This is a genomic window from Kordia antarctica, from assembly GCF_009901525.1.
GTDB lineage: Bacteria > Bacteroidota > Bacteroidia > Flavobacteriales > Flavobacteriaceae > Kordia > Kordia antarctica.
The window spans coordinates 4,177,019-4,203,029 of record NZ_CP019288.1 but is presented as its reverse complement, the minus strand read 5'-3'; the positions used below and the strand labels follow the sequence as shown (position 1 = coordinate 4,203,029).

At 33.8% G+C, this 26,011-nt stretch carries 24 protein-coding genes; 12 read left to right on the top strand and 12 right to left on the bottom strand.

Features of this window, described 5'->3' with window-relative positions; translation table 11 throughout:
* Positions 1-16: 16 nt before the first annotated feature.
* The 8 genes from IMCC3317_RS17525 to IMCC3317_RS17490 all read right to left on the bottom strand — a co-directional run bounded on the left by IMCC3317_RS17525 (position 17) and on the right by IMCC3317_RS17490 (position 8,827).
* Complete coding sequence (locus IMCC3317_RS17525; RefSeq protein WP_160130784.1) at positions 17-829, bottom strand: LytTR family DNA-binding domain-containing protein; 813 nt, start codon at positions 827-829, stop codon at positions 17-19.
* A gap of 14 nt (positions 830-843) precedes the next feature.
* Positions 844-2,076, bottom strand: coding sequence for an ATP-dependent Clp protease ATP-binding subunit ClpX (gene clpX / locus IMCC3317_RS17520; RefSeq protein ID WP_160130783.1), 1,233 nt, complete (start codon positions 2,074-2,076; stop codon positions 844-846).
* Between the two features lie 26 nt (positions 2,077-2,102).
* A complete protein-coding gene (clpP, locus tag IMCC3317_RS17515; RefSeq protein ID WP_160130782.1) occupies positions 2,103-2,792 on the bottom strand; it encodes an ATP-dependent Clp endopeptidase proteolytic subunit ClpP in 690 nt (229 codons plus the stop codon).
* A 77-nt stretch (positions 2,793-2,869) separates the two neighbouring features.
* Complete coding sequence (tig, locus tag IMCC3317_RS17510; RefSeq protein WP_160130781.1) at positions 2,870-4,198, bottom strand: trigger factor; 1,329 nt, start codon at positions 4,196-4,198, stop codon at positions 2,870-2,872.
* Between the two features lie 232 nt (positions 4,199-4,430).
* The gene (locus IMCC3317_RS17505) at positions 4,431-5,939 is read right to left on the bottom strand and encodes an SGNH/GDSL hydrolase family protein (RefSeq protein WP_160130780.1); all 1,509 of its coding nucleotides are present in this window, start codon (positions 5,937-5,939) and stop codon (positions 4,431-4,433) included.
* 21 nt (positions 5,940-5,960) lie between these two features.
* The gene (locus IMCC3317_RS17500) at positions 5,961-7,214 is read right to left on the bottom strand and encodes an OmpP1/FadL family transporter (protein ID WP_160130779.1); all 1,254 of its coding nucleotides are present in this window, start codon (positions 7,212-7,214) and stop codon (positions 5,961-5,963) included.
* 126 nt (positions 7,215-7,340) lie between these two features.
* Positions 7,341-8,111, bottom strand: coding sequence for an alpha/beta fold hydrolase (locus IMCC3317_RS17495; RefSeq protein WP_160130778.1), 771 nt, complete (start codon positions 8,109-8,111; stop codon positions 7,341-7,343).
* Positions 8,108-8,827, bottom strand: coding sequence for a pyridoxine 5'-phosphate synthase (locus tag IMCC3317_RS17490; RefSeq protein WP_160130777.1), 720 nt, complete (start codon positions 8,825-8,827; stop codon positions 8,108-8,110). Before IMCC3317_RS17490 ends, IMCC3317_RS17495 begins: the two co-directional genes overlap by 4 nt.
* A 94-nt stretch (positions 8,828-8,921) precedes the next feature.
* Here IMCC3317_RS17490 and IMCC3317_RS17485 point away from each other — a divergent pair, with 94 nt between their 5' ends.
* The 7 genes from IMCC3317_RS17485 to IMCC3317_RS17455 all read left to right on the top strand — a co-directional run bounded on the left by IMCC3317_RS17485 (position 8,922) and on the right by IMCC3317_RS17455 (position 16,163).
* Positions 8,922-9,578, top strand: coding sequence for a CBS domain-containing protein (locus tag IMCC3317_RS17485; RefSeq protein WP_160130776.1), 657 nt, complete (start codon positions 8,922-8,924; stop codon positions 9,576-9,578).
* Between the two features lie 3 nt (positions 9,579-9,581).
* Positions 9,582-10,466, top strand: coding sequence for an NAD kinase (locus IMCC3317_RS17480; RefSeq protein WP_160130775.1), 885 nt, complete (start codon positions 9,582-9,584; stop codon positions 10,464-10,466).
* Between the two features lie 100 nt (positions 10,467-10,566).
* Positions 10,567-11,253 (top strand): type IX secretion system protein PorG, encoded by a 687-nt coding sequence (gene porG / locus IMCC3317_RS17475; RefSeq protein WP_160130774.1) that lies wholly within the window; start codon positions 10,567-10,569, stop codon positions 11,251-11,253.
* A gap of 20 nt (positions 11,254-11,273) precedes the next feature.
* The gene (locus tag IMCC3317_RS17470) at positions 11,274-12,014 is read left to right on the top strand and encodes an isoprenyl transferase (RefSeq protein ID WP_160130773.1); all 741 of its coding nucleotides are present in this window, start codon (positions 11,274-11,276) and stop codon (positions 12,012-12,014) included.
* Positions 12,015-12,021: 7 nt separating this feature from the next.
* Positions 12,022-14,643, top strand: a complete 2,622-nt coding sequence (gene bamA, locus IMCC3317_RS17465; RefSeq protein ID WP_228054834.1) for an outer membrane protein assembly factor BamA — start codon at positions 12,022-12,024, stop codon at positions 14,641-14,643.
* Positions 14,644-14,691: 48 nt separating this feature from the next.
* On the top strand, positions 14,692-15,606 hold the full coding sequence (locus IMCC3317_RS17460) for an OmpH family outer membrane protein (RefSeq protein WP_160130771.1): 915 nt from the start codon (positions 14,692-14,694) through the stop codon (positions 15,604-15,606).
* Between the two features lie 44 nt (positions 15,607-15,650).
* On the top strand, positions 15,651-16,163 hold the full coding sequence (locus IMCC3317_RS17455) for an OmpH family outer membrane protein (RefSeq protein ID WP_160130770.1): 513 nt from the start codon (positions 15,651-15,653) through the stop codon (positions 16,161-16,163).
* A gap of 71 nt (positions 16,164-16,234) precedes the next feature.
* On the opposite strand, the gene IMCC3317_RS17450 is transcribed toward IMCC3317_RS17455, so the two are convergent.
* The gene (locus tag IMCC3317_RS17450; protein ID WP_160130769.1) at positions 16,235-17,389 is read right to left on the bottom strand and encodes a disease resistance family protein; all 1,155 of its coding nucleotides are present in this window, start codon (positions 17,387-17,389) and stop codon (positions 16,235-16,237) included.
* A gap of 155 nt (positions 17,390-17,544) precedes the next feature.
* Between IMCC3317_RS17450 and murI the strand changes: the two genes are divergently transcribed.
* Complete coding sequence (murI, locus tag IMCC3317_RS17445; protein ID WP_160130768.1) at positions 17,545-18,324, top strand: glutamate racemase; 780 nt, start codon at positions 17,545-17,547, stop codon at positions 18,322-18,324.
* Positions 18,325-18,528: 204 nt separating this feature from the next.
* Complete coding sequence (locus IMCC3317_RS17440) at positions 18,529-18,891, top strand: hypothetical protein (RefSeq protein ID WP_160130767.1); 363 nt, start codon at positions 18,529-18,531, stop codon at positions 18,889-18,891.
* Positions 18,892-18,991: 100 nt separating this feature from the next.
* Here the strand turns inward: IMCC3317_RS17440 and IMCC3317_RS17435 are convergent, their stop codons facing one another.
* The 3 genes from IMCC3317_RS17435 to IMCC3317_RS17425 form a co-directional block, all read right to left on the bottom strand.
* A complete protein-coding gene (locus IMCC3317_RS17435; protein ID WP_160130766.1) occupies positions 18,992-19,507 on the bottom strand; it encodes a gamma carbonic anhydrase family protein in 516 nt (171 codons plus the stop codon).
* 303 nt (positions 19,508-19,810) lie between these two features.
* Positions 19,811-20,542 carry a LytR/AlgR family response regulator transcription factor gene (locus IMCC3317_RS17430; RefSeq protein ID WP_160130765.1) on the bottom strand — a complete coding sequence of 244 codons (732 nt, stop codon included), beginning with the start codon at positions 20,540-20,542 and terminating at the stop codon, positions 19,811-19,813.
* Positions 20,543-22,762: a tetratricopeptide repeat protein gene (locus IMCC3317_RS17425; protein ID WP_160130764.1), complete on the bottom strand. Its 2,220-nt coding sequence runs from the start codon at positions 22,760-22,762 to the stop codon at positions 20,543-20,545.
* Between the two features lie 214 nt (positions 22,763-22,976).
* Between IMCC3317_RS17425 and IMCC3317_RS17420 the strand changes: the two genes are divergently transcribed.
* From IMCC3317_RS17420 to IMCC3317_RS17410, 3 genes are read left to right on the top strand one after another with little or no spacing between them, the layout of a single operon-like run.
* Entirely contained in the window at positions 22,977-23,996 is a 1,020-nt protein-coding gene (locus IMCC3317_RS17420) for an SIMPL domain-containing protein (protein WP_160130763.1), read from the top strand.
* Positions 23,997-24,002: 6 nt separating this feature from the next.
* Complete coding sequence (locus IMCC3317_RS17415) at positions 24,003-24,713, top strand: SIMPL domain-containing protein (protein WP_160130762.1); 711 nt, start codon at positions 24,003-24,005, stop codon at positions 24,711-24,713.
* 3 nt (positions 24,714-24,716) lie between these two features.
* Entirely contained in the window at positions 24,717-25,889 is a 1,173-nt protein-coding gene (locus IMCC3317_RS17410; protein ID WP_160130761.1) for a VWA domain-containing protein, read from the top strand.
* Positions 25,890-26,011: the final 122 nt, after the last annotated feature.

Genomic DNA, 26,011 nt, shown 5'->3' with positions numbered 1-26,011 from the left:
CGCTTTGGCGAACGTATTATTCTGCGGGATTAATGAATTTCGCTACCAATGCTTTTTTGTACGTTTTGGACACAGGAATTTCTGTAACGTTTGGCTTTAATAACAATATTGATTGTGAAGATTCTCGTTTCCATTCTAAAAAGTGAATCGGATTTATGAGAAATGATCGATGCGTTTTTAGTAAGAACGGAAATTCTTTTTGCAAGACAGATATTTTGGTTCGAAAGAGTTCGTTCTTCAATTCATTTTGCAATAAGTAATGAACTTTCACATAATTGTTTGCAGATTCAATGAAAACCAATTCAGCGTCTTTTAGATGTAATACTTCTGCTTTGTTTTCGCCTTTGATTACAATTGATTGTTCTTTTGGTACTGCTGTTAAAGTTTCCATCTGCGTTTTATCGCCAAAAATCCATCTTAAAAAAATCATTACAGGCAACATTAGTAAAACCGTTGGAAATACGCGTTGCGAGAAGAAGAAACCAAAGTCATACGTATTTGGCTCATTTGGTAATAATATAAATTTGAAAAATAGAAAACTCGTAATTCCTGAGATTACTAGTAACGAAACTAGCAAGAGAATTTCTTTAAGTAAACTCCAAGAATGACCAATATTGTAGAGTATTTTTTGCATCGGAATCACGATTACATATGTTAATACGCCAACAATACTATATCCTAATGCTGCAAAACTGCGTTCGTTTGGTTCCAATTGATACATATCAAAAGGTTCTACAAAGAAGAGAAATAGAAATAACCAAAGTCCAATAAAAAATCCAATCAATAACTGTTTCGGTATTGATTGGATGTAAAAACTTTTTATCTGCATTAGCTACAAAGAATTTATGATACTGCTTTTAATTTTTTGATAACTAATTTCGATATTTTTTTCTCAGCGTATGCTTTCGTGATTTTTAATTCTTTTTCATCAGAACCTGGCAATTCAAACATTGCATCAGTTAAGATTGTTTCACATAAAGAACGTAATCCACGCGCACCAAGTTTGTATTCAATTGCTTTTTCAACAATAAATCCTAAAGCTCCTTCTGTGATATCAAACTCAATATTATCCATTGAGAATAATTTTTTGTATTGTTTGATGATCGCATTTTTCGGCTCCGTCAAAATCGCTCTTAATGTATCCGCGTCTAATGGATCCATGTATGTCAATACAGGCAAACGACCAATGATTTCAGGAATTAACCCAAAATCTTTTAAGTCTTTTGGAATGATGTATTGTAAGATATTTTCCTTGTCGAATGTTTCTTCACCTTTGGATGCGCTATATCCAACTGCTTGCATGTTGAGTCGCTTTGTAATGACTCTGTTGATTCCATCAAAAGCTCCACCGGCAATGAACAAGATATTTTCTGTGTTTACTTCGATAAATTTTTGATCTGGATGTTTACGTCCACCTTTTGGCGGAACATTTACAACAGTTCCTTCTAAAAGTTTTAGTAAAGCTTGCTGTACGCCTTCACCAGAAACATCACGCGTAATGGATGGATTGTCACTTTTACGTGCAATTTTGTCTATTTCATCAATAAAAACAATACCGCGTTCTGCTTTTTCTAGACTGTAATCAGCTGCTTGTAATAAACGTGTTAGGATACTTTCTACATCTTCACCAACATAACCAGCTTCGGTTAAGACAGTTGCATCTACAATTGCCAACGGAACATTTAACATTTTAGCAATGGTTTTTGCCATTAATGTTTTTCCTGTTCCAGTTTGCCCAACCATGATGATATTACTTTTTTGAATTTCAATACTATCATTTGTTGGTGGTTGCAACAATCGTTTGTAGTGATTGTATACCGCAACCGACATTACTTTTTTGGTTGCAGCTTGCCCAATGATAAATTCGTCCAAGAACGCTTTTATCTGTTTTGGTTTGCGCAGTACCAATTCTGACGATAAGTCGTCATTACTGGACTGTTTTGATTCTTCTAATACAATTCCATGCGCTTGTTCAATACATCTGTCGCAGATATGAGCATCTAAACCAGCAATCAATAGATTGGTTTCTGGTTTTTTTCTACCACAGAATGAACATTCTAATTCTTCTTTCGCCATTATTCCTTTTTATTGACTTGTAACCGTTATTCTCTTACAAGTATTTCATCAATCATTCCGTATTCCATTGCTTTGTCTGCCTTCATCCAATAATCTCTATCAGAATCATTGTGTATTTTTTCATACGTTTGTCCAGAGTGCTTAGAAATGATATCGTATAATTCTTTTTTTAATGTCATGATTTCTCTCGCTGTGATTTCAATGTCACTCGCTTGTCCTTGCGCGCCACCAAGTGGTTGGTGAATCATTACTCTTGAGTGTGTTAATCCAGAGCGTTTTCCCGGATGACCTGCACATAATAATACTGCGCCCATTGAAGCCGCCATACCTGTACAAATTGTTGCTACGTCTGGTTTTATGAACTGCATCGTATCATAGATTCCCAAACCTGCATAAACGCCACCACCTGGAGAGTTGATGTAGATTTGAATGTCTTTTGCCGAGTCTACACTTTCCATGAATAGTAATTGCGCTTGTACTATGTTTGCAATATTGTCGTCAATTCCTGTTCCTAGAAATATGATTCTATCCATCATTAATCGAGAGAATACGTCCATTTGCGCTACATTCATTTGGCGCTCTTCTATGATATATGGAGTCATTCCTATTGGATTTGTAATGGAAGGCGACATACGACTTACAATTTTATCATAGTACATGTTACTGATACCGTGATGTTTAGTCGCGTATTTGTGAAATTCTTTTTTATGATCCATTTGTGTCTTTGTATTTTTTGATTAAAAAAGGCGTTAAAATAATTATTTTAACGCCTTAAATATAAGAATTTTATTTTTTAATGACTGTCTCCGTATACTTCTTTAACGAAGTTTTCGTACGTCACTTCTTTCTTTTTAAGGTTTGCTTTTTCTTTGAAAAGGTCTAATAATTTTTGACTCAGCAACTGATCTGTCAATCTACGAACCTCATCTTGGTTAGATAATATTCTTGCTGCGATGTCTTCTAATTCTTTATCGCTTGGATTTAATTGACCAAATTGTGCCATTTGCGCTCTTATCATTTGCATTGCAAATGCTTTTAAGTCTTCAAATTGAACTTGTACTTCGTTGTCTTTTATTAACCTGTCTTGAATAAGTTGGTACCGCAATCCTTTTTCAGATTTTGCGTATTCTTCTTCCGCTTGGTCCACCGTTAATTCTTGTTCACCTGCTGATTGAATCCACTTTTTAAGGAAGTTAGCTGGTAAATCGAATTTCGTATTTTCGATTAATTCTTCTGTTACATCATTTAGTAAACGTTGGTCAGATTGTTGCACAAATTGCTTTTCCGCATCTTCTTTGATCTTCGCTTTTACTTCTTCTAAGTTAGATACATTTCCTTCTCCGAATAGTTTATCGAACAATTCTTGGTTTAATTCTGCCAATTCTCTTGTGTTGGCTTCATTGATTTTGAAAGATACTTCAATGTCTAAATCATGCACATCATCATGGGCTACTTTTAAGAAGTTCATTAAGTCATGATCGTTTTCAAACAATTTCTTCGTATTCAATTCAATAGTATCGCCAACTTTAGCTCCGATAAATTTATCTTTGTTTTTCTTACCTTCTAGTTTATCAAGACTGAATGTAGCGTTGTTTTCAATTTCTTTTTCTTCGTTTGTAAAAACACCTGTTACTTCAGATTCCTTAGTAACTTCATCCTGACTCGTTAGTTTTCCGTATTGCTTTCTAATGTTTTCTACTTGTCCATCAATCATTTTATCATCTGCAACAATAGCATACTGAGTAATTGCATTTTTCTTTAGATCGATATCAAACGTAGGCGCTAATCCTAATTCAAATTCGAAAGAGAAATTTTCAGCTTCCCAATCAAATTCTTCTTGCATTCTAGGCAATGGATTTCCAAGAATATCAAGTTTTTCGTCTACTAAATACTTGTTTAGGTTTTCTTGTAAAAGTTTGTTTACTTCATCTACAAGTACTGTTTTCCCATATTGCTTTTTCACTAATCCCATTGGCACATGCCCTTTTCTAAATCCTGGAATGTTAGCGGTTTTTTTGTAGTCTACTAAAATTTTCTCCACTTTGTCACTGTAATCTTCTTTGTTGATTTCTACTGTAACAACTGCGTTTAAATCGTCTATATTATTCTTTGTTATATTCATCTTCGTTATTTGTAATATGAAAATTGGTGTGCAAAAGTACGTTTTTTTTAAAAGCCAATCAAGTTATTTAATCAATTGTGTATCAGTTTATTTTTACTGAAATTACAGAAATTTTGAAGTGTATTCTACTTGCTTGTAGATTTTACTAGATTAAAGCATCGTTCACAAAAGATTAAAGCATAAAAAAAGCACCGATTTCTCAGTGCTTCTTTATCAATATTTTTAGTTTGTTTTAGTTTGATGGAACTACGGTAACACCTGAATAGTATCCTGCTGTTACTCCTGGAACATCTGAACCATATTTTTCATTTACGACTCTAATGAATTCGTTTGCTACAATTGCATAACCTCTTGCATTAGGATGCACTCCATCTAAAGAGAATACTACCGTTGCAATTGAGTTACTAGTACCATTAAAGTAATTATTTGTATATATTTGTCCGTCTGTTGTACGTAAACCAGATACTAATTCTTCTAGTTTTACGCCCATATCAGCTACTGCTAAGTCGCTTGCTGCTGCAATTGATACAATAGCGTTGTTGTATGCAGTTCTTGCCGTTCTTACCATTTCAACTTCTGTTGAAGTTAAAACCCAGTTATCAGCTAATGGTACTCCAACACCATTTACGGATGTAGGATCTGCTGGATCAGCTAGTGTCCCAATAAATCCAGAAGATGGAAGTATAAGTAAGTCATTTACGGTTGTCATTCTGTAACTTGGTATTCCAAATCCAGTAAGGTTTGTTAAGTCTTCATCAATAATTACAACTGCGTTTTGACCTGCTGAGAATGTAATAGTACGTTGTGCTGCTTCTGCCGCTGTAATTAAACTATTCCCTACTGCAAATTGCAATCCACCATTATAGGTAGCATATGCATTGTTTACAAAAGCTGCTGTTCCCGCATCCATTGGAATTGGATTGTAAGGTACTGTTGTAAAATACGGAATTGATGTCACATCTGGCAATGTAGCTACGACACCTTTTGCTCCGTTTGCTGTTAATGCGTTTACCAAACCTTGGTATGTTGCTGCAAATAATCCTGGATCTGTTATATCCGCTGGTCCATGTGCCAATGGATTTGGATTTCCTGTTCGGTCAACTCCAATACCACCAGAAGTAGCGAATCCTAAGATATCGTTGTTTCCTATCCAAAGCGAAAAAAACGTTGGATTTAATGATGTTGCGTCTCCAATTACCGTTGCATTAGGCGTTGTTGCATGTCTGATAAAATATGGATTTGCATTTGGCAATCCTGCTAAGTTTCCATATCCTGGAAACGCCAAGTGAAACGATTTTGCTCCAGGAACTCCCATATTGTTGTATGCTTTCGCTTGCAAACTTGATAGTTCAATTGTTGAAGTAACATTTAAAGGTTCTGGACGTCCTTGACTTGCGTCTAATACTAAACGTGTTCCAAAACCAGGTAATGGACTTCCATTTAATAAAAATCCTCCAGCATTATTTACATCATCATCGTAAGATGGTTGTGTAAATTCTCCTCCGCCAGCATACGCAAATTGTTGCGCCATGATGTTTGGAAAAGAGTTTTCTTGACTACTTTTATAAACGGTTCCGTCCATGTAACCCGCCGTTAATGAGTTTCCGACAGCTACAAATGTAGAAAAGTCTGCTGATCCGTTTGTATACGCTCCGCTTTCATCAACTGGATTATCAAATTCTGGCTCACAGGCAAAAAACCCTAACGCCAATACTGCTATATATTTTATATTATTTTTCATCTTTTTTCTGCTCTTTTTTTATTATAATTTGTACGATACTCCAATTCCTGCTACTAAAGCATTCGACTTATATTCTCCTCCGAATGATAAAGGTTGTCCAGCTTCTACGAAATGATCGTAAGAGTTTTGAATTTCGTTAGAATGTACATATAATACAGACGCATCAATTGCCCATTTACTGTTAAAGCTATATGAGAAACCAGTTGTAAAGTTTACTGAATCTGGTCTTGGTGTTTCTGGCGCGAAGAATCCGTCTCTAATTGGCGATTCGTCAAAGTAAAATCCAGCTCTTACAGTTACTTTTTGAGTTGCTTCGTATTGTGCTCCAATTTTATAGATTGAAGAGTTTTTGTATGCTCTTGGATTTCTAGATAATCCTGCTGAGTTGAAGAATTGTACATCTAAAGATTCATATGCATCCCAAAATGTTCTTGTATAATCTATGGCAACTAACCATTTGTCTGCTGGTTCAAAAGCAATTCCAAACGTTAATTCTGCTGGCAATGGTAATGACGCTGTAAAGTCTCCATCTGCAAAACCAGGTGCTAATGCTGCTGGTAAGTTTTCGAAATCTGCTGTTCCATCGCCTCTTTCTACATTCATGTCAATTCGTGAACGATAGTTGAATCCGATGTTAATTTTATCTGTTGGACGAAACATTGCTCCTACAGTATATCCCCAAGCGTTGATTCCTGAAGCGTCAATAGTTACATTTGAACGTGCACCAGTTTCATCTGATAAGTTTCTAGATAAGTTTCTGTTAAAGTTTACCGCTCCTGAAACATATATTGGTCCACCACCAACACTTAATTTGTCACTAATTTTTATTGCAATTGTAGGTTGAATAAAGATTGCAGATAATTCAATATTATTTACTAAATGAGAACCTTCCCAATCTGTTGGCCATTCTACGCTACTTCCGTAAGGTGTGTATACTGCTAAACCTACAGATAACCAATCTGTAATTTTGTAAGCTCCGTATGCATAAAATGGTGTTCCTACAGGATTGTCAGCTTCTGCTTTATATCCGAATTCTCTATTTTGGTAAGATGTTTTTGAAAGTACTGCTGCGGCTCCTAGAGAAACATTAAGTTTTCCATCTAAGTATACCAAACCTGCAGGATTAAAGAATGCTGATTCAGCACTTGTTACAACTGCAACTCCTGTATGTCCCATTGCCAATTGCTTATGACCTTGTACTCCGACTCTATATCCTCCAGCATACATTACCGAAGCCGAACATGCGATGGTCAATATCAATAAAAGTTTTTTCATAATTATAAAATTGTTGATTTAAGGTTAAATTTTTGTAAAATCAGTGGTTCAAAAATAATACAAATTATTATAAACACAAGGTTTATACGAATTTATTATGCGTTCACAGTAAATTTATGCTGATTTTTAAGAATTCAAGAATCGTAAGGTTTTTTCGAAAAACTCTTTAGGATTTTCCGCATGTAACCAATGTCCCGATTTTGAAACTTCTTGAATGGTTGCTTTCGGAAAGTATTGATGAATTAACGCCTCATCTCCAACTTGAATGTATTCTGATTTGTCTCCTTTTAGGAATAATGTTTCTTTTTCATACGTAGCAACTCCTGAAAGTGCTTCCCCAATTTCTTCTACATTTTCTATTAAAACATCCAAATTTACACGCATACCAAGTGTTTTATCTAGTTTCCAATATAAATTTTTAAGCAAAAATTGACGCGTTCCAAAATCAGGCACAAACTTTTTCATAACATCTTCCGCATCACTTCTACTTGCCAACATTTCTTCTTGAATAGCTGATAAACCTGCTAATATTTGTTCGTGATGAGTTGGATAAAATTTTGGACCAATGTCTACAATAACTAATTTATCTAGCATTTCCGGATTGTTCACAGCAAATAACATCGCCGTTTTTCCGCCCATAGAATGTCCGATAAGCGAAATAGTGTCCAACTTGTGATGCTCGCAGTAACGTTTTAAATCTTCCGTAAGGACATCATAGTTAAATTCATCCGAATGAAAACTTCGTCCATGATTTCGTTGATCTATTAAATGTACTTGAAAACCTTCCTTGGCAAATTTCTTTCCGAGTGTTTTCCAGTTATCTGACATTCCTAAAAAACCATGCAATATGAGTAATGGTTTTCCAGTTTCTCCTAGTATGTTTGAATGCAAAATCATTGCTTCAGCTTTTTTAGATACATATTTACTACATTGTCAACTCCTAAATATAACGATTCTGCAATTAATGCATGTCCAATAGAAACTTCTAATAATCCTGGAATTTCTTTCGCAAAAAATTCAATATTTTCCAAGCTTAAATCGTGTCCTGCATTAACTCCAATTTCCAATTCGTTGGAACGAACTGCACAATCTATATACGATTGAATTGCTTTTTTGTTGCCCAAACTGTATTGGTGCGCAAATTCTTCGGTGTATAATTCAATACGATCTGCGCCTACTTCTTTTGCGCCATCAATCATTGCAAGATCAGGATCTACGAAGATAGACGTACGAATTCCGTTCTTTTTAAATTCTGAAATCACTTCCGTGAGAAAGTCCTTGTGTTGTATCGTATTCCAGCCTGCGTTTGATGTTATTGCATCAATTGAATCTGGCACTAATGTTACTTGCATAGGCTTTACTTCCAACACTAAATCCATGAATTTACGAATCGGATTTCCTTCTATATTATATTCTGTATGTACAATTGATTTTAAATCGCGTGCATCTTGATAGCGAATATGTCGCTCGTCTGGTCGTGGATGAATTGTGATTCCTTGCGCACCATAATTTTGCACATCTTTGGCAAATTTTACCAAATTAGGAACATCGCCACCTCTAGCGTTTCGTAATGTGGCAATTTTATTTATGTTCACACTGAGTTTCGTTGTCATTGCGTTTATTTTATATCTGAGCACAAAAATACAAAGTTAGCATGCTAAGAAGTAGTTATTTTTAATTAATTTGCACCCACAAATATTTTGTTCTATGAATATTGCCCCATACATTCTAAATGACGTAACTCCATTATCTGTAAATGATCTTGTGAAAGAGGCGCAATTGGTATTTAATCAACTCACCTTTTCGCACATTCCTATCACGCAAGATGGTGCCTATTTGGGTTGCTTATCTGAGACAGATTCACATTGTTTTGATTCCGACACTCCAATTAAAGAGTATCGATATGCGTTGGAACAGTTTTTTGTGAGACAACAAACAAATTGGATTGATGTATTGGAAGCCTTTGCGCAAAATTCATCAAACGTAATGCCTATTTTGAATGAGCAGAATGAGTATATAGGATATTACGAACTAAATGATATTATTAGTGTTTTTAACAATACTCCATTTTTACACGAACTCGGAAGTGTTTTAGTGGTTGAAAAAGGTGTGAAAGATTATTCATTTAGTGAAATAAGTCAAATAGTAGAATCGAATAATGCTCGCTTGTTAGGCGCGTTTATTTCGAAAGCAGAAAACGATTTAATACAAGTTACAATAAAGCTCAATAATGGTGGCTTGAATGATATTGTACAATCGTTCAGAAGGTATAGTTATAATATTGTGTCTGAATTTGCGGAAGATTCTTATATCCAAAATTTAAAAGAACGTTCGGAATACTTAAATAAATATCTCAATATCTAAGTTATGAAAGTTGGTATTTACGGTCAATTTTACCATAAAGATTCTGGCGAATACATTACATATTTGCTAGACAATTTACAGCAGCTTGGTGTAGAAATTTACATTGAGAAGCAATATTTTGCTATTTTCTCATCTAAAGTAAAAGTTACAAAAACGTATAAAACATTTGAATCCTATGCCGATTTAGATGAATCTTTCGATTTATTTTTTAGTATTGGTGGCGATGGAACTATTTTGAGAACCATCACGCTTGTGCAAGATTTGAATATTCCAATTTTAGGAATCAACACAGGAAGACTTGGTTTTTTGGCAACGATTCAGAAAGAAGAAATAAAAAATGCCATTTCTAAAATCATCAAAAAAGAATTTACAGTCATTGAAAGAAGCGTGTTAGCAATTGAAACTTCGCCCGTAAATGAAGATATTCTTGCGATGAATTTTGCTTTGAATGAAGTTACGGTTGCCCGAAAAGATACAACGTCGATGATTACCGTAAAAACACATTTAAACGATGAATATTTAAACTCGTATTGGGCAGACGGATTGATTGTAGCAACACCAACAGGTTCTACCGGATATTCATTAAGTTGCGGCGGACCCGTTATTACACCTAATAATAATAGTTTTGTATTAACACCAATAGCGCCGCACAATTTAAACGCAAGACCTTTAGTAATTCCCGATCATACAACCATACAATTAGAGGTTTCTGGAAGAGAAGATAAACATCTTATTTCGTTAGATTCCAGAATTGCTACAGTTGATATTAATAGCATCATAACTATAAAAAAAGCTCCTTTTACTGTAAAATTAGTAGAACTAGAAGGGCAAAGTTTCTTAAAGACGCTTCGTAAAAAGCTTCTTTGGGGAGAAGATAAACGAAATTAAAAGCAATAAAACCCTGCAAATTATGTTTAAAAGCCATAGGATTATTTTATGAATTGCCTATAACAAAATAGAATACTATATTTGCAAACTTTTGATACTTATGAAAAGATTAGTTTTATTGTTGGTCGCTTTTACTTTAGCCCAAACCGCAAACGCACAACTCCATGAAATTGGAGCGTATGTTGGGTACAGTAATTTTATTGGTGATGTAGGATCAACACAATACATTAATCCAAACCATTTAGCGTACGGAGCTATTTATAAATGGAATAGAAGTGCGAGACATTCCTTTAGAGCATCTATCACACGAACGCTTTTAGAAGGCAAGGATATAAAATCAGATGATCCGTCAAGGCAATTTAGAGGATTAGAGTTTACAAATACAATTACGGAGCTATCATTAGGAATAGAATTTACGTTTTGGGATTTCAATTTACATAACATAGATCCGCAATCAACACCATATATATATACAGGAATTTCATATTTCAGTTATGACACCTTATTTTTGGACGATGGAAACATAATTCCGTATGGAGATGACGCCGCTTTTGCCATTCCGATGGTACTTGGATACAAAGCAACTATTTCAGAAAAAATGATTATAGCTTTTGAGATTGGCGCTCGGTATACTTTTACAGATGATTTGGATGGAAGTAACCCTGTAAATGATAAAGAAGATTTCGACAATTTAAAGTTCGGAAACATAAATAGTAATGATTGGTATATGTTTACGGGAATTACCCTAACATATACTTTTGGAAAAAAACCCTGCTACTGTTACTAATGTAACAAGCACGAACACAAATGAGTTTAGCTAATAAAATACAGAAAGACTTTTTGCCGAAACATTTAGCCATTATTATGGATGGAAATGGTCGTTGGGCAAAACTAAAAGGGAGACTTCGTGTATTTGGTCATGAAAGCGGAACTAAGTCAGTAAAGCAAACCGTAGAAACATGTGCCGAACTCGGTATACAATATCTTACTTTATATGCATTTTCCACCGAAAACTGGAATCGCCCAAAACTAGAAGTAGATGCCTTGATGCGATTGTTAGTTTCTTCCTTGAAAAAAGAACTAAAATTACTTCTTAAAAACAACATTAAACTTCAAGCAATTGGCAACTTAGATACGCTTCCAAAAAAGGCGAAAAAGGAGTTATTTGAAGTTATGGAAAAGACAAAAGATAATACACGCATGACACTGACACTAGCACTTAGCTATGGTTCTAGGGAAGAAATAAAAAATGCTGTTAAAGAAATCTGTCATAAAGTTAAAAATAATATAATTTTATTGGAATCTATTGATGAATCCATTATTAATCAGCATCTTTACACGCAAAATTTACCCGATGTAGATTTACTTATACGCACCAGTGGTGAACATCGTATAAGTAATTTTTTGTTATGGCAAATAGCATATGCTGAATTATACTTCACAAATGTACTATGGCCAGATTTTAGCAAAGAGCACTTATATGAAGCGTTGATTAATTATCAAAATAGAGAACGAAGATTTGGAAAAACAAGCGAACAAATTAATTAGAATTTTAATGCAAAAGAAGTACCTAAAATCATTATTACTAGTAGTATTACTGTTTTGCAGTATCACCACACATGCACAAGAAACTACTTTTGATAAAGGAAAGAAATATGTAATTGGAGGCATTAAAGTTACTGGATTAAAAAGTTACAACGAACAAACCGTTGTAACCTACACACAATTGCGTGAAGGACAAGAAATCTTAATTCCTGGAGAGGAAATTAGTGCCGTTATTAAAAAACTTTGGGGATTGGAACTTTTTAGTGATATCAACTTTTATATTGCTCGTGTAGAAGGTAACACCGTTTTCTTAGAATTAGACATTCAAGAATTACCAACATTGTCAGATGTAGAAGTACGCGGCTTGAAAGAAAGCAAAGCGGCAACTATTATCAAAGAATCGAAACTTAAAAAAGGGAAGAAAGTTACCGAAAGTTTCTTGGCAGACACAAAAAACTTTATCCAAAACAAATATAAAAAGTTAGGATATTACAGCACAAAAGTAGACATGACTACAGTTGCTGATACGACGAACAATGCAAAAAACTCAATGAAAATCATTGTGAATGTTGATCGTGGCAAAAAAGTGAAAATTAAAAATATCAACTTTACTGGAAACGAAAAATTTAGTGATAAAAAGCTTCGTAGAGCAATGAGTAACACAAAAGAGAAATTTCTGTTTCGTGTATTCAAAGCTTCAAAACTTATTCCGGAAGACTACAAAGCAGATTTAGCTTCTATTATTGAAAAATATAAAGAAAGCGGATATCGTGATGCGCGTATTACAAAAGATACGATCACTTGGAATGAAGACAATACTTTAAATGTTGACATAGCTTTAGAAGAAGGAAAAAAATACTACTTCGGAGATATTACATTCTTAGGAAACGCTGCATATACAGATAGAGATTTAAACCGATTGTTAGGAATCAATAAAGGAGATACTTATAATGGTGTTTTACTAGAAAAGCGTATTGCTGATGAAACTGATCCTGATGCAGCCGACTTAACAAACTTATATCAAAACAACGGGTATTTATTCTCTAACATTAACCCAGTTGAGGTTTCTGCGAAAAATGATACCATCGACTTCGAAATTCGTATCATTGAAGGAAAACCTGCGTATTTTAACAACATTTCAGTAGTTGGAAACGAAAAAACAAACGATCACGTAATCTATCGTGAGATTCGTACGAAGCCGGGAGAATTATATAGTAAAGACAAAATCATTCGTACCATTCGTGAATTAGGTCAGTTAGGATTCTTTGATGCAGAGCAAATTAAGCCAGAAATCAAAAATCCAGATCCAAATAGCGGAACTGTTGATGTTGAATACAGTTTAGCCGAACGCGGCGGAAGTCAAATAGAACTACAAGGTGGTTATGGTGGCGGTGGATTCATCGGAACTTTAGGATTATCGTTCAATAACTTCTCTATCAGAAACCTATTTAAAGGTGACGCATACAAACCACTTCCAACTGGAGATGGACAAAAATTAGCATTACGTGCGCAGGCAAGTAGATTTTTCCAAACATTTAGTTTCTCGTTTACGGAACCGTGGTTAGGAGGAAAAAAACCTGTCCAGTTTACAACATCATTATCACATACGGTTCAGTTTTTATTCAATCCACAAACAAACAATGCTGACAAAGACCGACGTTTCTTAATTACAGGATTATCCGTAGGATTGGCAAAACGTTTAGCAGAACCAGATGATTATTTCGTATTGTCGCAAGCATTAAGCTTTCAACATTATAACTTAAAAAATTACAACACAGGATTATTTACATTTGGTAATGGATTCTCAAACAACTTCTCATACACAGTTGCATTGAGCAGAAACTCATCAGGTCCAAACCCAATATATCCAATGTCTGGATCAGAATTCTCTATAAGTGCAAAAATAACGCCTCCATATTCTTTATTCAACAATGTAGATTACGGAGAGTTAGGAAACCAAAACGACTATCAATTAAGAGATGCCAATGGTAACTTCTTAAATGCAAACGCAAATCAACCAGGACAACCTGCAAACTTAGGGCCAACTTTAGAGCCAGGAGAAGTTTCTATCACAGATCAAGCGAAAGTAGATCAAGAAAAATTCAAGTGGTTAGAATTTTACAAAGTCAAATTCAAAGGAGCTTGGTATCAAAGTATTTCAGGAAAATTAGTGCTAAAAACAGAAGCGAATTTTGGTTTCTTAGGAGCGTATGACAATGATAGAGGAATCATTCCATTTGAAAGATTCTTCGTCGGTGGAGACGGATTAGGAAACTATAGTTTAGATGGTAGAGAAGCCATTGCATTACGTGGATATCCAAATCAAGCACTATCTGATGTAGATGGAGGTACTATTTACAATAAATTTTCGTTAGAGTTACGTTATCCGATAACTTTGAAACAAACGGCATCTATTTATGTACTATCATTCTTAGAAGCTGGTGGATCATTTAATTCGTTTAAAGAATATAGTCCATTTGATCTAAATCGCTCTGCTGGTGCAGGATTACGTATATTTATGCCAGCATTCGGATTATTAGGTATTGATTTTGGATACGGATTTGATCCAATTCCAGGGACAACACAACGAAATGGATGGGAAACTCATTTCATAATCGGACAACAATTTTAAGTCATTTTAAATTTTGGCACGATATTTTCTATTAACAAACCAACAGATATGAAAACTAAAGTTCTTTTTTTATTAACAGTGCTTCTAACACTATCTACCGTAAACGCGCAACGTGTAACTGGTGCAAAAGTAGGCTACATTGATATGGAATACATTTTAGAAAATGTAACTGCATACAAAGAAGCAAACACACAACTAGAAGCAAAAGCGCAACGCTGGAAAGGCGAAATTCAGAAAAAGCAAAACACTATAGATCAAATGAAAAAAAATCTAAGTGCAGAACGTGTTTTACTTACCAAAGAATTAGTTGACGAGCGTGTAGAAGAAGTAGAAATCTTAGAGCAGGAATTACAAACGTATCAGCAAGACCGTTTTGGTCCTTATGGAAGTTTGATGGTACAACGTCAGAATATGGTAAAACCTATTCAAGACCAAGTATTAAATGCTGTTCAAGATATTGCAAAAAAGAGACGTTACGATTTCATATTTGACAAATCAGCTGATGTAGTAATGCTTTTTTCTTCGAAGAAATTCGATATAAGTGATCTTGTATTACGCACAATTAATAGAGATGTAAAACGAGAAGGTAGAGCTGCTCAACTTAAGGAAGCAAGTGAAAAATCTAAATTTGACGATGAAGATAAAGAACCAAATCCTGAAATAGAAGCTAGAAAAAAAGAGCGAGAAGAAGCTGTAGCAGAAAAAGAGGAAGCTGCTGCTGCCAAAAAAGAAGAACGTCAGAAACTATTAGACGAACGAAAAAAAACACGAGAAGAAGAACGTGAAGCTAAAAAGAAAGCGTACGAAGAAAAGCGTCAAAAGCTAATTGAAGCACGTGAAGCTAAAAAGAAAGAAGCGGAAGAAAAACGTAAAAAGCGAGAAGAAGACAAGAAAAAGAAAGAAGAAGCTCGTAAAAAAGAACAAGAAGAAAAAAGTAGCGGCGGTGCCGGAAATGGAAAATAACAACAATTAATATAAATAACACTTAAAGTAAATAATTGAAAATCATGAAACAGACGAAAAAGCTAATTGCTATTGCAATATTATTTTTTGGAGTAGTAAGTTTAACTAATGCACAGACAAAAGTTGCTCACATCAACACGCAAGAACTAATTAGTTCAATGCCTGAAATGAAATCAGCAAAGACAGAATTTGACAAATTACAACAATCATTAGGAGCAGATATTCAAGCTTCAGTTACTGAATACAGAAATAAATTAACACAGTATACGAACGAAGCTCCAACAAAAACGGCTACTGAAAACGAAATCAGAAAAAAAGAATTAGCTGAATTAGAAGCTAGAATTCAAGAAGCACAAGCTGCAGCTCAAAAAACAGCTGAAGATAAGTATATCGCTTTAACGAAGCCTATCCAAGATAAAGCATTAGCTGCCATTCAAAAAGTAGCAAGAGCAGAAGGATTTGCATATGTATTAGACGAAACTCCAGGTTCAGGTTTATTACTTGCTGACGGAACTAACTTAATGGCTTCTGTAAAGAAAGAATTAGGAATTCAGTAACTAACACTTACTATATTTCATAAAAAAACCGCTACTTGGCGGTTTTTTTATGCTTTAATTTTAAAAATAAATTAATCATAATATTCAATCAATTCCCAAATGTAATTTTCTCTATAAAAATGATACTTAGTTCCTGCCATCATAATATGCGGAATTTTATACATCACATCCGTAGATGGCACTATCAATTTTGAACAATTTCGCACTTCCAAAAACTTCAAATTAGTAAGCTTAAACAAAAAATCTATTGAAGTCAAATTGTTAGCTTTATTGATATCTATTTCCGAAATGTTATCATTCTCTAAATTACCTTCTATTACATACAAATCATTACAATTTCGAATGCGAAGGTGTTCAATAGCATCAAAAGTAAATACCCAAGAAACATCTTTTAAATTTTGAACTCTATCAAGATATAATCCTTTTAAAGAAAGGTTCGGAAAAGTAGTTTCCACACTATCCAATTCAATAGCGTATAACCTCAGTTCTTCTAAATTTTTTAACTTATTTAAATGGCGAAGATTTGTAATTTTTGTAGTTCGATTGTGAAGTGCCCAACTATTAATTTCCAAATATTGAATTGATACAGGAAGATATGAAGGAACTTCGGTAATACTATAAATATTTGCCAACGTTAACTTATTAAGTCTGGATAAATGCTTAATCGCTTTCAAATAATTGGTGCCGTAATTTTTTCTAAATGTAATTCCGTGATCAACTTTCAACTCTTTAATCCTATTATTTTTGGCGAATTTTGGAAACCGAATCAAATTTGGTGTTCCTTGAATAAAAAGTCGCTCAATAGCTATATTTTCAGAAAACGCATCCATACGTTCTAAATTTTTAGCATCTGAAATATACAATGATTGTAAAGAATCTAATTGTATGTTATTTGGCGAAATTTCTTTTCCTAAGTAACTGTGAATACTCAGTGATTTCAAATTTGGAAAATATACTAAATCAGACAAATCATTTGCAATAGTAATTGTTAATGATTCTGTATGAACAAAATTTTTAAACTCAACAGGAATTTTAGGAAGTTGAATAATTAAATTGAGGTTTCTCATATCTTTTAACAACGCTACACGCGATAAATTCGTTGTAGAATCAATAATAATAACATCGAATATTCCATCATTTAAGTTTTCATATCTTGGACCAGGTTGCGCATTTAAAATTGTTCCGACACATAACAAAACTGTTATTAACACATATCTCTTCATCACTTCTATTAATTTATTGATGAAGTTACTATTTCTACTATAAACTACATATACAAAATGAGTGTAGTTCCGTTTTCAATTAGGCAACAGCCAAAAAACATCAAATCATTAAAACTCCAGTATATTTTTACTTATTTTTACAATTAAATGAGTTCACTATGAACAATTCTCCGATTGGTATATTTGATTCAGGCGTTGGCGGCACTTCAATTTGGCGAGAAATTCACAAACTGTTGCCGCACGAAAACACGATCTATTTAGCAGATAGTAAAAATGCGCCGTACGGACCAAAAGGGAAAGACAGAATTACCGAACTCAGCATAAAAAACACAGAATTACTTCTGGAAAAAGGTTGCAAACTAATTGTAGTCGCTTGCAATACCGCTACTACAAATGCTATAAAATACCTCAGAGAAAACTACGATGTTCCGTTTATAGGAATTGAACCTGCTATTAAACCTGCCGCTTTACAGACGAAATCCAAAGCGATTGGAATTTTGGCAACAAAAGGAACGTTGTCGAGCGAATTGTTTCACAAAACGACGGATTTATACACCAATGGCATTAAAATCATTGAACAAGTTGGTGAAGGATTAGTTCCATTAATTGAAAATGGCGAAATTGATACGCCTGAAATGGAAAATTTATTGAAAATATATTTAAAACCTATGCTAGAAGCAAATATTGACTATCTCGTTTTAGGTTGCAGTCACTATCCGTATTTAATTCCAAAATTAAAAACCTTACTTCCAAAACATGTAACGATTATCGATTCTGGAATTGCAGTTGCCAAACAAACTGCTTCTATTTTAGAATCACTTAACTTGTCTACGCAAGAAAAAACAAGTGGTGATTGCCTTTTCTACAGCAATGGAAATCCTGAAATTTTGAATGAAATTTTACAGGATGATTTTTTGGTGGAAGGTTTGGTGTTTTGATGGATAATTTACCAAGCAAATGACGAAATGGAATCAAAATTGAATCCGCCAAGATAGAATTAAGAAAAAAAATATTAATAATATATATGACAAATGGCATTTTTTATTCATTATTCTAATAAGTATATCGACTTTAAAGATTCTACAACATTTAATTGCAATAATAGTATTCCTTGTTTATGTCATCTTCTTTATTTTAAAGAAATGAGCTCTTCTTTATGGTATCCAAGGGGAAATGATAAAATGATTAAAGTAAAGAATTTACAGCATTTATTAACGGAAATTATTTGGTGTACTGGAGACACTTTGGAAAATGACGTATTCAATATTTATGAGTCTTTATTGTCAAACTTTGGGTTTAAACTTTTAAAAGAGGAATTCCATAATGAAAAATTCAATGCAGAATTAATTGATAAAGTTGAGGAAGAAATTGAGCTTTTAAGAAATGAAGCTTTAGGACAAATACCAATAGATTATCCAGAAGTCAATATTTCTGACCACTATGATGACGAATTAGATAGTTGGGATATTGAAACTGATGGAACTTGGCAAGATAATATTGATTAATAAACAAGAAAAACGATTTACCAACAAAGTACTTTGCTAAACCACGCAACTAATAATACACGTACTTATATCGAAACAAACATTTATGATAAAACACAATTTAATCGTCTCCTTTATACCAACCCGAATACTTCACATAATTATCCGCAATCCGATTGATTTCTCCCGAAATTAATTCCTCGCTAATATCTTTCACCTTTTTCGCGGGAACGCCTGCATAAATACTGCCCGATTTTACATGTGTATTTTTAGTCACAACAGCTCCAGCGGCAATAATACTGTTACTTTCCACTACGCAATCGTCCATGACAATACTTCCCATTCCGATCAATACATTATCATGAATTGTACAACCATGCACAATTGCATTATGTCCGATAGAAACATTATTTCCAATCGTTGTTGGTGATTTTTGATACGTAGCATGAATTACTGCGCCATCTTGCACATTTACCTTATTGCCCATTTTAATGAAATGCACATCGCCACGCAACACTGCATTGTACCAAATACTACATTGATTTCCCATACTGACTTCGCCAATAATAGTAGCGTTTTCAGCAATGAAACAATCGGTTCCGAATTTTGGGTGTTTGTTGTTTAGTGGTTTTATCATTTTTTTGGGCTTTGGGTTTTGGGTCTTCAATATAACGTGAAATCATCTAAACATAGGACACTGAATTTATCGAAGTGTTGCTCTTTTTTTGTGGATTTGGGGATTTGTTTATTTGTTTTTTCGTGATTTTTTTTTCGTGATTTTTTTCACTTTTCACAATAACCTTTTGAATCGTCATTGCGAAAGTTTTGAAAAAACTTGTGGCAATCTGCTTCTCGACTAACAGATTACTTCACTTTCGTTCGTAATGACGTAAATCATTTTTTAATTTAAAATTTAGCATTCAACATTTACAATTTCATATTATTTAAAATACGACAACAAATTCGCTTTCTTAGTCGAGGAAACCATCACTTCTTTTCCATTGCTCAATACAACGCTTCCGCCTTTTCCTTTTTTGTATTTTACAACTTCGTTTACATTTACTAAGAACGATTTATGAACACGTGCAAAAGGATATTTTTCTAAGATATCTTCAAAATGTTTCAAGGTTTTACTCACTACAATTTTAGAATTGTTAATGTAGATTTCCGTGTAATTATCATCTGCTTTGCAATAAATAATTTCGGCAACATTCAACACTTGAAAACCATCTTGTTGCGGAATGGTAATTTTGCCATTAATCATTTCAATATTCGTAGCCGTTACATTCTCTTCCAAACGTTCTTCTTTACTTTTTACAGCAATTACATGATCTACGGCTTTGATTAATTCGTCAATCGAAATTGGTTTTAATAAATAATACGACGCATGACTGTTTAATGCTTCAATCGCATAATGATCGTACGCAGTGACAAAAATGGTTTCAAATGAACGATCACCTACTTTTTCCAACAAATCAAAAGCATTTCCAAAAGGCATTTCTACATCTAAAAAAACCAAATCCAACTCGTTGTTTCGGATCAAAATAAGCGCATCATCAATATTAGAAGCTTCACCAATAACATGTACATTTGGACAGTATTTTGCAAGATATTTTTTGAGAATTTCTCTGCTTATTTCTTCGTCTTCAACAATAATAGTTTGTAGTTGCATTTAGTCTTTTTTAAGCGTTAATATTACTTTAGTTCCGTGTCCGTCTTCGGAAACATCCGCGATAGAAACATCCACTTTATCTTTATACATATCATTTAAAATGGCAATCCGTTTTTTGATATTTCCCATTCCTTTCGATTTTTGACGCAGTTGGTTTTTCGTCTTTAATTCCATCGAACGTTTTCTGCCAATTCCGTCATCTTCAATACTAATTTCAAGCATTTCATCGGTCTTTGCCGAAATGGAAATGCGCAGGTATCCTTTTTCTTTTTTATAACGCAACCCGTGCCAAATAGCGTTTTCAATATACGGTTGCAATAACATTGGCGGAATTTGAAAGTCAGAAACATTCAAGCTTTCGTCAACGTTTATTTCATACTCAAATTTATCTTGAAAACGCATATGTTCCAATCGCACATACAATTCAAGCAATTCCAATTCTTTTGATAATGGAATAAAATCTTCATCCGAATTTTCCAAAACGGAACGCATCAACGTAGAAAACTCCGATAAATACCGATTTGCATTGCGTTCATCATTAATTGCAATATAATTATTTACAGAATTTAACGCATTGAAAATAAAGTGCGGATTCATCTGTGTTCGCAATGATTTTAGTGCTAATAAATTGTTTGCCAACTTTTGCTGTTTGCTATTTCGATATAACAGATAAATGGTAAATACCAACAACGTCATTCCAAAAATCAACGAATAAATAGTGTATTTCTGTCGCGTATTGCTTTCCTCGATCAATCCTTGTTCGCGCAAATAGTTTTCGTTTCTAGAACGTTCAATCACACGATCAGCTTCTAAACTTAAAATTCGAATTTGATTTTCTTGAATTCTTTTGGTGAATCGACTTGCTTGTGAAATTTCCTGTTCTTTTACCAAAACCAATTCGTTGACCAATTGCACATATTCTTCAAATGCTTGCTTTGCTTTCTCAAAAGCACCAAGTGATTCGTAGGTTTCCGAAATTTTTCGTGTGGCATCTTTTTCTACAATTAAATCTCCTTTTGTGTTTGCTTCTGAGATACTTTTTTCGAAATATGGAATGGCTTCATCATATTTTTCTTGGAGTAAGAAGGCATTTCCAATTTTATAATTAATTTTTTGCGAAGTAATTGTGGTAGAATCTTTTAGAAGTCCAGAAATTTCTTTTTCCTCAACGCCAGATTTCTTTAAATCAACCAAATTTTGCTTCCGCAATTCAATTTCTTTATCATATGAATTTGTAGCATTGTAAAAGTCGGCTACTCTATTCTGTTCAACAATGGCGCGATTTACATTTTCTTCAGAAGCTAAATTCAATGAGTTTAAAAACAATCCGTTTGCAATTTTCACATCTCCTTTTGCGGCATAATTATCCGCAATTTTAGAGTTTAAATCTGTAATTTTTGGTGTGATTAAATCTTCTTTTGCAATTGCCAATGCTTTGTTATAATATTCTAATGCTTTATCGTACTTTTTTAATGCTTTGTGTGCATCTCCCAAACTTTCATATGACGTTGTTTGCTGATATCTTGATAAGTTGTTTCGTAGAATCGTAGTAAAAGAAACAATCGCTTCTTCGTATTCTTTATTGAGTAATTGTGTGGTTCCGAGTGAAATCCATAAGCGACTTGTGCTATACATTTCTAGTGCAATTTTGTAATTGCTTATTGCCAAATCGTACTGTTTCCAATACGCATAAATATCGCCGAGAATTGTATAGGAATCTGAAAGTTGCTTTTGATCGTTGTTATCGTATAAATTTTCTAATGCTTTTTCTATGTATTCAATACTTTTATCAATGTCCTTTTTTTTGAATAGTACAGCAGAATCTAATAAAACTTTATGACGTTTAAAGTTGGTTACGCGCTCTTGTTTTTTCGTTTCTAAATCTTGTGCATCAAATCCATCAACCAATACAAGCAAAGGTTCTCCGTCGGAAATGGTATGAAACTCTTGTCCAAAACTCGGATGTTCTATGACTAATTGGTCGCCAATTCGCGTACGAATGGTAAATCGTCCAAACGCATTTGTTTTCACAACTTCTCCGCCAACAACACGAATGGTGGCATCTGACACAGGAGTTCTATCGGTTTTTCCTCTAATTTCTCCTCGCACTGTAAAAACAGCTCTGGATATTTTTTTCGCTTCATCAGAATCGTTTTGCGCAACACTTTCTTGAAACGAAACCAAGCATAGGAATAGAAATAGAGATAGCAGTTTTGTCATTTTCTTTTTCATTAAGAATGATAAACTTACGCACTTTCGGCGATATACTAAAATGTCACCTTTGCAAAAACCATCATTTTAGGTGTTTTTACTGTAATTTTTCTATGCTTTGCTCAGCTAATCTTCCGTTTTACTCATTGAGAAACGCAGTTTACTCATTCCCTATTTTTTACGAATTTCTTTGCAGGTATTTTTAAGCAAAATTAAAAACATCATGAAGAAAATAAATTTAATCCTGTGCTTATTTATTACCCAGATTATTTTTGCACAACACAAAGGAAATTACGATCAACAAATTTCCAGGCAAAATGTAAAGTCAACAGCTTACGGAAATGCGCAACGTTATGGGAATCCAACATCTAATCCGGCGCGAAATGTGAATCCGAGTGCTAACATTACATTAGATGTACATGCGTTGTACAACGCTAAAGCAACTTCGTACACAGCAATTTTTAATATTTCTCAGATTGGAAAAACAGCCGACGACGCCAATAATTTAGTTAATGAACGAATTGATAATGTTCGAAAACAATTGCTTTCCATCGGAATTAAAAAAGAAGATATTGCTATTGATGTGATTTCGTTTGTGCCAGTATATGAAATTGAAGTGCAGAAAAAACTGTTTAGTACAAAATATAATGAAGTTCCCAAAGGTTTTGAGTTGCAACAGAATATTCACATTCAATTTACCAAAACACAACAATTTGAAAAGGTTTTAGCCGCATGTGCTTCTAACGAAATTTACAACTTAGTGAAAGTTGATTATTTTATTGAAAATATTAGAGAAGTGTATAAAAAGTTGCAAAATTCTTTAGTCGAATTGATTAAAGAAAAGAAAGAATATTATAAGCTTTTAGGATTTGATTTAGCAGATTACAATGCAATTATGGCGGATGATAAGTATTGTTATTTCCCAAAAGATTTCTACAAAAACTACCAAGCATTCAATAGTGTTTCTTTAGAAGCTTTACAGAAGAATAAAGGCGTGACCAAAGCAAAAAAGCAAACCTCATATTATTACCAACCAATTTCATATGAGAATTACGACATCGTACTAAATGCTGCAATTTTAGAACCTGTAATTCAAGTTGGAATGCAGATTAAATTGGTGTATTCGCCAAAACCAAAAGAACAGAAACAAGCTCCAAAAACAGAAATAAAAACGGAACATAAATATTATGTGATTTCTCCAGACGGAAAGATTGACGTAAAAGAATTAAACACAAATAAATAGTACGGTATGAAAAAGTATATTATTAGTACAATCTTAATTATTTGTTGTCACTTTTTTGTGATCGCGCAAAGCGAAAAAAATTTTATTGATCAAAATTATATAGAAATTACAGGAACTGCTGAAACGCTCGTAACTCCTAATGAAATTTATATTGCAATTACGCTGACAGAGAAAAATCATAAGAAAACAATTGAAGAACAAGAACAATTGCTACTTGCAAATTTGAAGAGTTTGGGTGTTGATACCGATAAAGAATTGTCAGTTTCAAACTTTGAGGGAATTTATACAAAACGATTTTTAAAACGTAACGAAGTAGAGAAAGTAAAGAAATATCAATTGATTGTTCATGATGGCAAGACACTTTCTAAAACGTATTTAGTGTTAGATCAATTGAATATTACGAATGTAAACATTACAAAAGTAAGTCATTCTGATCTTGAAAAAATTCGTAGAGAAACAAAGATTAAATCGCTCATTGTTGCCAAACAAAAAGCTACAGAATATGCCGAAGCAATTGACCAAGAAATCGGCAAAGCGTTGTTTATAAAAGAAGTTGACCAAAATTCGTATGCGCAAATAAATGTAAGAGGCATGAATACTTCGAATGCCTATTTTGACAACAACTCATTATCAAAAATAGAAGATTTAACGTTTCAAAAGATTAGCATAACCGCCACTGTTTTAACCAAATTTGAATTAAAAACTAAAAAAGAATAACAGATGAAAACACTACATGTATTTTTAGTAAGCACACTGTTTTTAACAATGGCTTGCAAAGGAAACTCAAAAGCTGACACCGCATTATTGAGTGAAACAGAAACCGAAATTGTTGCAGAAGCTACAGTTTTAGAAACAAAAAAGCAACACACTATTAAAGTTGCGTTGTTGTTAGACACGAGTAATAGTATGGACGGATTGATTCATCAAGCGAAAGCGCAATTATGGGAAATTATTAATGAATTGTCATACGCAAAATGCGACGGCGAGAAACCAAGTTTGGAAATTGCTTTGTATGAATACGGAAATGATAATTTAGCCTCTGAAGAAGGCTATATACGACAAGTGTTAGGTTTTAGTAACGATTTGGATGAAATCTCTGAGAAATTATTTTCGCTCACTACACGTGGCGGAAGTGAGTTTTGCGGACACGTGATTCAGACTTCGCTAGATCAATTGAATTGGGGAAGCAACCCAAAAGATTTGAAACTCCTTTTTATTGCAGGAAACGAACCGTTTACACAAGGAACTGTAAGTTATAGAGATGCCATTACAAATGCTACCGAAAAAGATGTTGTGATTAATACTATTTTTTGCGGAAACTACGAACAAGGAATCTCTGGTATGTGGAAAGATGGCGCTATGATTGGAAAAGGCGATTATATGACGATTGCGCATAACAGAAATATTGTATATGTAAAAACGCCGTACGATCAGAAAATTATGGAATATAATACACGTTTGAACAAAACGTATATTGCATACGGAAGACAAGGACAGTATAAAATGATGAATCAATCAACACAGGATTTTAATGCAAATTCTATTAATGAAGAAATTGCAGTTGATAGAGCAGTTTCTAAAAGTTCCAGTTTTTATACAAATTCTTCTTGGGATTTGGTAGACGGAATTGCCAACGATTCTGTAAAGGTTGAAGAGTTAAAGAAAGATGAATTGCCAACAGAACTAAAAGGAAAATCGAAAGAAGAAATTTTAGCATATGTAGCAACGCAACAAAAAGAACGCAAAGAGATTCAGGCAAAAATTCGTGAATTGGATGCAAAACGTAAATTACATATTGCTTCTAAAACGAACAACGCTTCTAAAACTGATTTGGAAAGTGCCATGATTAAAGCAATTAAAACGCAAGCGGCGCGTAAGAATTATGTATGGTAAGTTTAGATTGCTTCGCTTTTAGAAGTTAGATCGCTTGCGCTGTTAGATTTTAGACTTCGCAGAAATCGTTATATAATTATGCAATTATTTTAAAAAAGAAATCAGAGGCTGTCTGAAAAGCA